Annotated in this window: 11 protein-coding genes and 2 pseudogenes; 11 read left to right on the top strand and 2 right to left on the bottom strand. The window is 53.3% G+C overall.

Translation table 11 applies throughout. From position 1 onward, the window contains the following. Window positions 1-988: pseudogene (locus tag QW71_RS40560) on the top strand (hypothetical protein); the annotation flags it as partial. A 99-nt stretch (window positions 989-1,087) separates the two neighbouring features. On the opposite strand, the gene QW71_RS20935 reads toward QW71_RS40560, so the two are convergent. Together QW71_RS20935 and QW71_RS20930 are read right to left on the bottom strand one after the other, a co-directional pair. After that, window positions 1,088-1,741, bottom strand: a complete 654-nt coding sequence (locus tag QW71_RS20935; RefSeq protein ID WP_039303127.1) for an SdpI family protein — start codon at window positions 1,739-1,741, stop codon at window positions 1,088-1,090. 104 nt (window positions 1,742-1,845) lie between these two features. Beyond that, a pseudogene (locus tag QW71_RS20930) lies at window positions 1,846-2,115 on the bottom strand (autorepressor SdpR family transcription factor); the annotation flags it as partial. A gap of 252 nt (window positions 2,116-2,367) precedes the next feature. Here QW71_RS20930 and QW71_RS20925 point away from each other — a divergent pair. The 10 genes from QW71_RS20925 (at window position 2,368) to QW71_RS20880 (ending at window position 7,629) form a co-directional block, all read left to right on the top strand. After that, complete coding sequence (locus QW71_RS20925; RefSeq protein WP_039303123.1) at window positions 2,368-2,982, top strand: DedA family protein; 615 nt, start codon at window positions 2,368-2,370, stop codon at window positions 2,980-2,982. Then, on the top strand, window positions 2,979-3,545 hold the full coding sequence (locus QW71_RS20920; RefSeq protein WP_039303121.1) for a thioredoxin family protein: 567 nt from the start codon (window positions 2,979-2,981) through the stop codon (window positions 3,543-3,545). Before QW71_RS20925 ends, QW71_RS20920 begins: the two co-directional genes overlap by 4 nt. Before the next feature lie 5 nt (window positions 3,546-3,550). Next, on the top strand, window positions 3,551-4,180 hold the full coding sequence (locus tag QW71_RS20915; protein WP_039303141.1) for an MBL fold metallo-hydrolase: 630 nt from the start codon (window positions 3,551-3,553) through the stop codon (window positions 4,178-4,180). 183 nt (window positions 4,181-4,363) lie between these two features. Continuing rightward, window positions 4,364-4,570, top strand: coding sequence for a hypothetical protein (locus tag QW71_RS20910; RefSeq protein WP_039303119.1), 207 nt, complete (start codon window positions 4,364-4,366; stop codon window positions 4,568-4,570). A gap of 56 nt (window positions 4,571-4,626) precedes the next feature. Then, window positions 4,627-5,169: an RNA polymerase sigma factor SigY gene (sigY, locus tag QW71_RS20905; protein WP_039303115.1), complete on the top strand. Its 543-nt coding sequence runs from the start codon at window positions 4,627-4,629 to the stop codon at window positions 5,167-5,169. Further along, window positions 5,159-5,485: a YxlC family protein gene (locus QW71_RS20900; RefSeq protein WP_039303114.1), complete on the top strand. Its 327-nt coding sequence runs from the start codon at window positions 5,159-5,161 to the stop codon at window positions 5,483-5,485. Before sigY ends, QW71_RS20900 begins: the two co-directional genes overlap by 11 nt. After that, window positions 5,482-5,703, top strand: coding sequence for a hypothetical protein (locus QW71_RS20895; RefSeq protein WP_039303111.1), 222 nt, complete (start codon window positions 5,482-5,484; stop codon window positions 5,701-5,703). Before QW71_RS20900 ends, QW71_RS20895 begins: the two co-directional genes overlap by 4 nt. Window positions 5,704-5,759: 56 nt before the next feature. Beyond that, window positions 5,760-5,951, top strand: coding sequence for a PLD nuclease N-terminal domain-containing protein (locus QW71_RS20890; protein ID WP_039303109.1), 192 nt, complete (start codon window positions 5,760-5,762; stop codon window positions 5,949-5,951). After that, window positions 5,951-6,865, top strand: a complete 915-nt coding sequence (locus tag QW71_RS20885) for an ABC transporter ATP-binding protein (protein ID WP_039303106.1) — start codon at window positions 5,951-5,953, stop codon at window positions 6,863-6,865. Before QW71_RS20890 ends, QW71_RS20885 begins: the two co-directional genes overlap by 1 nt. After that, window positions 6,862-7,629, top strand: coding sequence for an ABC transporter permease subunit (locus tag QW71_RS20880; RefSeq protein ID WP_039303104.1), 768 nt, complete (start codon window positions 6,862-6,864; stop codon window positions 7,627-7,629). Before QW71_RS20885 ends, QW71_RS20880 begins: the two co-directional genes overlap by 4 nt. Window positions 7,630-7,773 lie beyond the last annotated feature (144 nt).

The raw sequence follows: 7,773 nt of genomic DNA, 5'->3' as shown, positions 1-7,773 counted from the left end.
GGGGCGCGGGGGCGAGACCTGGCGGCATTCGTACCTCGCCGCCCAGTCCCGCCCCTATGTAGGCAGCCAGGTGCACAGCGGGTATCTCGACATCCTGCTCAATCTGGGGACAGCCGGTCTGGCTGCTGTCCTCCTGCTGCTGCTGTCCGCAGGCTGGCTCGTATTCAAGGCGTCACCAAGGCTGCTTCCGCCTCTGCTTGTCATCATCCTGCATAGCGCAGTTGATTTTGACTGGAGCTACGGATTGATATGGCTGCTGCTCCTGCTGCTGCCTGCATGGGCTCTTGCAGAAACCATACATCGGCCAGTTGCGGAGGATACCGCCATCCTTACAGGGCTGCGGCGATCATGGCCGTATGCAGGAATCGCCGTTCTCTGCATCTTGACCTTCATCCTAAGCATTCTTTCATATCAGGCGATGAGAGGGGCTGCTTTGTATAAGCAGGCTGCCCGCACAAGCGCTGATCCTGCCGCACAAACTGTGCTGCTGCGGCAATCGCTGGCGTGGAATCCAAGAGAGCCGCAGACGGCGGCCGCATTATCACGGCTGCTTCCAGAGGAGCAGGGAATGGAGCTGCTGCTGAGCAGTTTGCAATTCTCCCCCGGAGATGCTGCTCTGCACTGGGAACTTGCAGAGCGTTATCTGCAAGGCCGCGATCCGGGAGAGGCGTTGTACTGGGTACGCCGCAGCCTGAAGGCCGACATATTTAACGCCGCCAAAAGACTGGCGGCGATTGAAGGGATGCTTAAAATGGCCGAACGCGGATTGGCGGAAGGCAACAGGCAGAGGGCTGCAGACAGCGCAGCTGCCGGACTGGAACTGCTGCGGCAATACAGCCTGCTTGCCGGCAGGGAGCATAGCGCAGGCCGGCGGCATAATGACCGCGGCTTCGGGATCAATGAACAAGCCGAAGGGGTTTACCTTCGGCTGAGAGCTTTGCAGGCACTGGCTACGCTTGATAAGCCGGAGAAGATTGTGGCCCGCTGAGCACTGAAACTCTAAGCAGGCACTCTGTCCGGCTGAATTCATTACATGTGCATCTCCAGTAGCGTTCTTCCGAATCTCGGTGCAGTGCTGCGGCCGGCTTCAGGCCTTGATCCCCCTCGAGATCAGCCACGAATACACATAAGGCACGATAGTAGCGATAACCAGGGCGGTAATGATCATGCTGATCGACAGAGCTTTTGGCATAAAAGCCCCCAGTGCAATCAGCAGTCCGCCAATCACCCACATGATTCCAGAGAGACGGTGGGTCTTCCGCCAGACTACAGGGTTAGCCAGCGTCCAGGGTGTACGGACACCCGTGAAATAATTATCCCTGATCTGCGGCATGAAGTTTCCGATCACAATAAACAGCAGCCCGAGACTCACAGTAGCCCACTTTCCGGCGGCAAATTGCTCATTCAGACCGTGTGTGACCGACAGCACAAGTGCAGCATCGCATATAATGCCCACTGCCAGGCGTATCATTTTATAAGCGCTTTGAAACTTAGTGTAGTTCTCTCTTTTGGGATCAATTGTACGCATAAACTGCATGGCTATAGGGAAGATCAGTCCCATGAAGGAGAAAAAAGCAATGAGTGAGCCCTTGCTCCAGTAAGTGTTAACCTTGCCTGTAATGCTGAACTGGGCAGGAAGCTGATCCGGCAGCTTGCCGTAATTCAACAATGCGTAGCCCAGCGAGAACAATCCCAGAATTACAATCAGTGTGTCCTGCCATTTCCATTGGAAATCCTTCATCTTGATTCACCCTCCGTGTCAAAATCATGCTCCCGGCCCCTGGTCCCCTTTGAACCTGCGCCTTTTGAGCCTAACGCATCTTCAGCCGGTTCATCCGCAACGGCCTTACTCTCCGTACCCGTACCCGTCAATTCCAGGAACCAGCCCAGCACTTCTTCGAGCACTGTGGAATCCAGCGAATAGAGAATAAACTGGCCTTTCCGTTCGTCCTGCACCAGTCCCGCATGCTTCAGTGCATTCAGATGATGGGAGATGCTGGGTTTGGACATATTGAAAAAATCGGCAATTTCTCCGGCCGTCCTATCCTTTTCCCGCAGCAGGCGGAGAATCTGTCTCCGGGTCGGATCGGCCAGCGCCTTGAAGGATTCATTCAACTCCGCAGCCCCTTTCGATATTTAAATAATTATCTAAATGTATAATAGATCTTCATTCCACACTTTGTCAATGCTGGAATACCTGCTCTTCTATAGCAGAGAACCGAATGTCCATTTTCCATAAGTAGAAGTCGTAAGCCTGCATATGCTAGAATAGGCTAGGAGAAGCTGGATACATAGAGCGGACGAGGCTTAGGATTCTGCCAGCAGAATGCCAGGCTGATTACGCAACACATGGAAGGAGAGCTGCAGTTGCATTTTATATCTGAACTGATTTCGCATTTATTTGAATGGATTCAGAGTTTGGGTTACTTCGGAATAATGATTGGCCTGATGATTGAAGTCATACCAAGTGAGATTGTATTGGCTTTTGGCGGCTATCTGGTCTCGCAGGGAGATATTAATTATTTTGGCGCGGTTCTGTTTGGTACAATTGGCGGGGTAGTCGCCCAGATTTTTGTGTATTGGATCGGCCGTTATGGCGGCAGACCGGTGCTGGAGAAGTACGGCAAGTATATTTTTATCAAAAAGAAGCATATTGACCATTCTGAAGAATGGTTCCAGAAATACGGGACCGGCGTAATCTTCACCGCCCGTTTTATCCCGGTTGTCCGTCATGCGATCTCTGTTCCCGCTGGTATTTCGCGCATGCCGCTCGGTAAGTTCACTATGCTGACCACGCTGGCTGTTATTCCATGGAGTGCACTGTTTGTATATCTCGGATATACTCTCGGCGATAAATGGGAGACTATTGATGAAGTCGCAGCTAAGTATACGCATGAAATCATTCTTGCCGCACTTGCGGTTATTGTTCTGTATTTCCTGTTCAAGTGGTACAAATCCAAGAAGAAAGGTAGTGCAGTATGAAACAGAATGTAGCTTCTAAATTTGGTCAGGGATTGACTCCGCGCCAGTTCGTGGAAGGCATGACGAAGAACCAGCAGGCTTTTGAATCCTGGTATGAGAAGTTTGCCTGGGCAGATGAGAGTGACCGGGAATATTTCGAGAGCCTGAATCACCGGGATGATCTGCGGGTACTGATTCTGGCTGCTGACTGGTGCGGAGATGTGGTTCGTAATGTCCCTGTGGTGTTCCGCATCCTGGAGACGGCAGGCATTAAGACTGAAGTTCTGATTCTGGAAGAGAATCAGGATGTTATGGATAACTTCCTGACCATGGGCGGACGTTCGGTTCCGATCGTGATTTTTGCCGATACCGGCGGTTATGTGCTGGGGCATTGGGGACCGCGTCCGGAGCATGTACAGTCTCTGATGAGAGAGTTTAAACAGGAGAACCCGGACCGTGAAGCTGCGGATTATGAGGGCAAAATCACCGAAGTGCGCAAAGCCATGGGCCAAGCCTACGGAGAAGGAACGGAATCACACGCGGTTATTGCCAAAGAGCTGCGCAGTCTGATCTCCGGATTCTAATGCCGATGCTTAATATTAGGTCTTATAATCTTGGACCGCTTCAGACGAACGCTTATCTCCTGACAGGAGCCGACCCTGCCAAAGGTGTGATTATTGATCCCGGTGCCAATCCGGCTGCCCTTCTCCGTGCTGCTGAAGGTATGGAAATAGAGGCTATCCTGCTGACTCACGCCCACTTTGATCATATTGCCGGTCTGGATGAGGTCCGCAAGGCTAAGAAGTGCCCAGTGTATATACATGCTCTGGAGAGTGAGTGGCTGGGCAGTCCCAAGCTGAACGGCTCGCTGATGTGGCCTGAATCATCCCCTCCGGTCAGTACAGATCCGGCAGAATACGATTTGGCGGAAGGCCAGATTCTGAAGCTGCTCGGTTTAACCTTCCGGGTGCTGCATACGCCTGGACACTCTCCGGGGAGTGTCAGCTTCCTGTGCGGAAATGATCTGTTCTCCGGCGATGTATTGTTCAAAATGGGAGTAGGACGCACCGATCTTCCCGGCGGCAGAGAACGGGATCTGTTTGATTCGATCCGCGGTAAGCTGTACCGGCTGGATGAAGAAGTGAGGGTATTTCCCGGACATGGTCCGCGCACCTCTATCGGGTTTGAGAAGCTAAATAACCCATACGTTCCTATGTAACGACGTGTTTATGCCGGTTATGACATAATTCGGGAAATTAGAGATGGACAAAAAGATACAGAGTTGCTACAATAATGTTAATTAAATGTAACATTTACCTCGCGAAGCACGCAGACTGTGGAATAATCCCGGTTTGCGTTCTTTTTTTTGTCTATATGTCTTTAATTTCATGGGAGGAAGCAGATGAAGGAAGATATGCATCACCAACTGGACTATGGGGAATTGAGAACAGACGGGGAAGGCGTGGCGGAGCAGAATTCCGTAGAGTATGCTGCAGAGAATGGGGATAATAAGATTTCTCTGTTCTGGCGCTTCCCCAGAGGCAAGGGAGCCGTCCAGCCATGGAGGCGCAGGCTGTGGGAATTGCAGAATAATTCTGACCCTGAATGAACGATCTACAATACATAATCGTATTACAGATGTGAGGAAGAGAAAGAGGAGGGACTATGGGCGACGGGACGCTGGAGAAGATCAGACTGGCGCAGCAGGGGGATGCCAAGGCAACAGCTATGCTGCTGCGGGAGCATTATCCCTTCCTGTACAAGTATCTGATTAAAGCTACAATGGACCCTTCACTTGCGGAAGAACTGGCTCAGGATACAATGGTCAGATGCATGGAGAAGATGGGAAGTTACAATGGAACCTCTGCATTTTCTTCATGGCTGATAACGATTGCCAGCCGGCTCTACATCGACCGCAAGCGGCGGTGGAAGCGTGAGTTGAAGTGGCAGAAGGAGCAGGCTCAGGAGCAGGGGAGCCGCAGTATCCGCTGGAGGTTTGAGAGCCGGAATATGGAGTGGAGTGAAGTGCTTGATGCCTTATCCCGCCTGTCTACTGCCCACAGAATGGCTGTACTGCTGAAGCATTATTACGGGTATGGCTATGATGAAATCGGCCAGATGCTGCAGATCCCTTCCGGCACGGCCAAATCAAGGGTAGCAGCCGGATTGAATCAATTGCGAAAGGAGCTGGACGAGGATGAGGTTTAACAGTGATGAAGAGCTGCTGAATAAGCTGTCAGCAGAACTGGAGATTCTGGATCAGCACTATGCCGATGTGGCGCCTCCCTCCTTGCCGGAGCTGGAGCAGCTTATTGCGGCAGAAGCAATCCGCCGCGTGAAGCGGCAGCGCAAGGAACTGCTGATATTCTCTCTGGTGGCTCTACTCCTGCTCAGCGTAGTGCTATCTATTCTAAACTCTGCCCCGGCACTGTTTTGGGGCTTGCAGGCGCTATTTCCCCTGGCAGCACTTGGCAGTCTGGGAGTAGCACGGATCAGGCTGCGACGGGAGGATGCTGAAGAGTGAGTGAATTGCAGAAGGCGCCTTTGTGGCTGTGGCTTTGTATAGCTGCTGTACTGATGCTGCAGGGGACTTGGCTGTTCCGTAATGCTCAGGGCAGAGGGAAGGGCAGAATGGCCTGGTTCTGGGGAATTTGGGGCCTTACCGGTTTCCCGTCACCGGCTTTGTGTTATCTGCTGTTTGTAGTTCTCCCGGGCAGGCGGAAGGCCGGGCAGAAGCGCTGAAGGCGGACAGGGAAGCGGGTTTCAGAATAGCAAACTGGAGTATGGAGGGTGTACGGATGGATAAAGTGAACTGGGGGTTGATTGCGCCGCTGCTGGCGCTGCAGATTCTGCTGGCGGTTGTAGGTCTGATCTCGCTGGCCAGGACAGAGCAGGTCCGCGGGCCCAAATGGATGTGGGTGCTGATCCTGGTATTTGGCAACCTGCTAGGAAGTATAGCTTATTTCACACTGGGAAGGAAAGAACTCTGATGCTGCTGCTTGAGGTTACGAATCTCCGCAAAAGCTTTGGCGGACATCCCTCCGTGGACGGCATCAGCTTCGGGGCCGAAGCCGGGCGTTGTGTCGCTTTGCTGGGACCCAATGGAGCAGGCAAAACCACCACACTGCGCATGCTTGCCGGTCTTCTGCCGCCTACCGGCGGGAGCATCTCCTTTGGCGGCGCTCCTCCCGGAACGGATTACCGCCGGCAGCTTGGTTATTTGCCGCAGTCTCCGGCTTTTTACAGCTGGATGAGCGGTCTCGAATATATGATCTTTGCCGCCAAGCTTAGCGGCATGGCCGCCAAAGAAGCTGCGGCGGTGTCGGGCGCAGTGCTGGAGCGCGTGGGGCTTAGTTCCGCAGCGCGCCGCCGGATCGGCGGATATTCCGGCGGTATGAAGCAGCGCCTGGGGCTGGCCCAGGCCTTAGTGCACCGCCCGCGTCTGCTGCTGCTTGACGAGCCTGTCTCCGCGCTTGATCCTATAGGGCGCCGGGAAGTGATGGAGTTGCTGCGGGACATCCGGGAAGAGACAACTGTGATTTTCTCCACCCATGTGCTGCATGATGCGGAAGAGATATGCGATGACGTCATATTGATGAACCGGGGAGCTATAGCTGTGCAGGGGACCTTGGCCCGTCTCCGGGCAGAGTACAGTCTTCCGGTTATCCGAATAACCACAGCGAAGGAAGATAAGGCTGTCCGGTGGCTGGAGGAGCTTAGGCACAAAGCTTTTATTGAAGAAGCAAGTATTTCGGACGGCAGGGCAGTCTTTAACGTAAGCGATGTCGGGCTCGCGCGCCGGACGATTCTGCAGGAAGCGGCAGGGCTGGATATTCCGCTGCTGCAATTTGAAGCAGGTTCATCGACGCTGGAGGATCTGTTTATGAAAGTGGTGGGAACATGAGCAAGCTCTGGGCCCTGTATTCGAGAGAGATGCTGGAGGCAGTGCGCAGCTATAAGCTGATCTGGATACCTGTAGTGTTTATTATTCTGGGCATCATGCAGCCGCTGGTCACCTTTTATATGGCTGATATACTGGCAGCCTCTTCAAATGTCCCGGCAGGATTTATGGACAGCTACGAGATGCCTGGGGCCGCTGCGGTAATGGCCCAGGCTCTGGGCCAATACGGAACGATTGGCATCCTGATTCTGGTGCTGGGGACAATGAACAGCCTGGCCGGGGAGCGGAGCAGCGGGACAGCCGAGCTGCTGATGGCCAGACCTGTTTCACCGGTATCCATCGTTGTTGCCAAATGGGCGGCAAATTTCACAGTGCTGATAATTGCACTGGTACTGGGGGTTGCGGGAGCGGCTTATTATACAGTGCAGCTTATGGGGAGCTTAGCCTGGGGCGCAGTTGCGGCGGCTTCCGGACTCTATGCACTCTGGCTGCTGTGTGCGGTGTCACTTACGCTGCTCTTCAGCGCCTGGCTGCGCGGACCTGCTGCTGCCGGGTTTACTCTCCTGCTTGCTGCGGGGATGAGTCTCGCCCACAGCCTGCTGCCTTCCAGGACTGCCTGGTTGCCTGCAGCTCTGCCCGGAATGTCTGCCGGCATGCTTGCAGAAGGCAGAGTAACCGGCGGGCCGATGATCTCAGCAGCGGTGTTAATCGTTGCTTGTATTGCCGGAGCTTCGCTGCTCATTCGCAGGAATAAATTGCCGAATTGATAAAATTGCAATAGAATAGCACGTTTTCAAGAATTTTCAGAGTATTTTCTGCGAAAAATCATCGGACTACACTCCTGCGGCTGGACAGCTCTATCTTTTTTTAGTAGACTGTTGAAACAAGCAGAACCATGATAGATTTTGGTC

Origin of the sequence: Paenibacillus sp. IHB B 3415 (assembly GCF_000802655.2) — a bacterium.
Classification (GTDB): domain Bacteria; phylum Bacillota; class Bacilli; order Paenibacillales; family Paenibacillaceae; genus Paenibacillus_AQ; species Paenibacillus_AQ phytohabitans.
The sequence above is the reverse complement of the archived record's forward strand: the minus strand, read 5'-3'. Positions and strand labels throughout refer to the sequence as shown.